1 protein-coding gene is annotated in these 1,240 nt (G+C 45.0%); it reads left to right on the top strand.

Annotated elements, in window-relative coordinates:
• On the top strand, window positions 1-1,238 hold a 1,238-nt coding region (locus tag F6K49_RS50410), incomplete at its 5' end, for an alanine/glycine:cation symporter family protein (protein ID WP_293110400.1).
• Between the last annotated feature and the right edge of the window lie 2 nt (window positions 1,239-1,240).

The following is a 1,240-nucleotide window of genomic DNA, read 5'->3' on the forward strand; positions in this document are numbered from 1 at the left end:
AACCCAACCAAAACGGTGAAATCTCTTCCTTTCAAGCTCTATCAACTGCCCTATCCGCTGGTGTTGGACTCGGTAGCATTGGCGGTGTTGCTTTTGCCATCAGTATCGGAGGACCAGGAGCTGCGTTCTGGATGACCCTTGCGGGGTTATTCGCCATGAGCAGTAAATTTGTAGAATGTACCCTGGCTCAAAAATATCGAGTGGTCAGACCGGACGGAACGATAGCTGGTGGTCCAATGTATTACATCTCGGCTGGTTTAGCCGAAATGGGATATCAAAAACTGGGCAAAATCGTGAGCATCGTATTCTGCATCTTGTGCATTACTGGGTCATTTGGTGGTTCGAGTATGCTTCAAGCTAACCAATCCTTGGAAATAACGGCCAGCGTAGTTCCCTGGCTGATCAATCGAGGCTGGTTTTATGGCTTAATTCTGGTTGCTCTAGTGGCATTGGTTATTATTGGTGGCATTCAACGTATTGGCTTAGTGGCTAGTACCATCGTCCCCGTCATGTGTGGGATCTACATTTTGGCATCCCTGTGGATTCTGATGGTCAATTTCTCCACCATCCCATCTGCCATCGAAACTATTGTGACAGAAGCCTTCTCTCCCCAAGCCGTTGAGGGGGGTTTGATTGGGGCGTTAGTACAGGGATTAAGGCGTTCAGCCTTTACTAATGAGGCAGGTATTGGTACATCTCCTATTGCTCACGCCGCTGCCAGGACTCAGGAACCAGTGCGGGAAGGAATTTTAGCCCTACTCGAACCCTTTATTGTTACTGTGGTCGTCTGCAATATGACTTCTTTAGTAATAGTCATCACTGGGGTATACAAAAATCCTGAGTTTGCTAACTTCGGTGGTGCCGAAATGACCGCCGCTGCTTTTGGGAGTGTAATTAGTTGGTTTCCAATGCTCCTAGCCATTTGTGTGTTCTTTTTTGCTTTTTCTACCATGATTTCATGGAGTTACTACGGTGAAATTTCTTGGGATTATTTGTTTGGTTCGAGAACTTTAATTGTCTACAAAGTATTATTTTTGATCAGCATCTTTATTGGAACTTTTGCTAACCCAGAACCAGTGTTTAATTTCAGTGATAGTATGCTTAATGCTATGGGTTTACCTAATCTTTTCGGTGCCTACTTCCTCTGTGGCAAAGTAGTCACTGAACTCAAAGACTATATGGAGCGCTTGAATTCTGGGAAAATAGTTCCCGTAACTCAATCGCAAGCATTCAGGTGATG

The sequence above is a fragment of the Moorena sp. SIO3I6 genome (assembly GCF_010672095.1).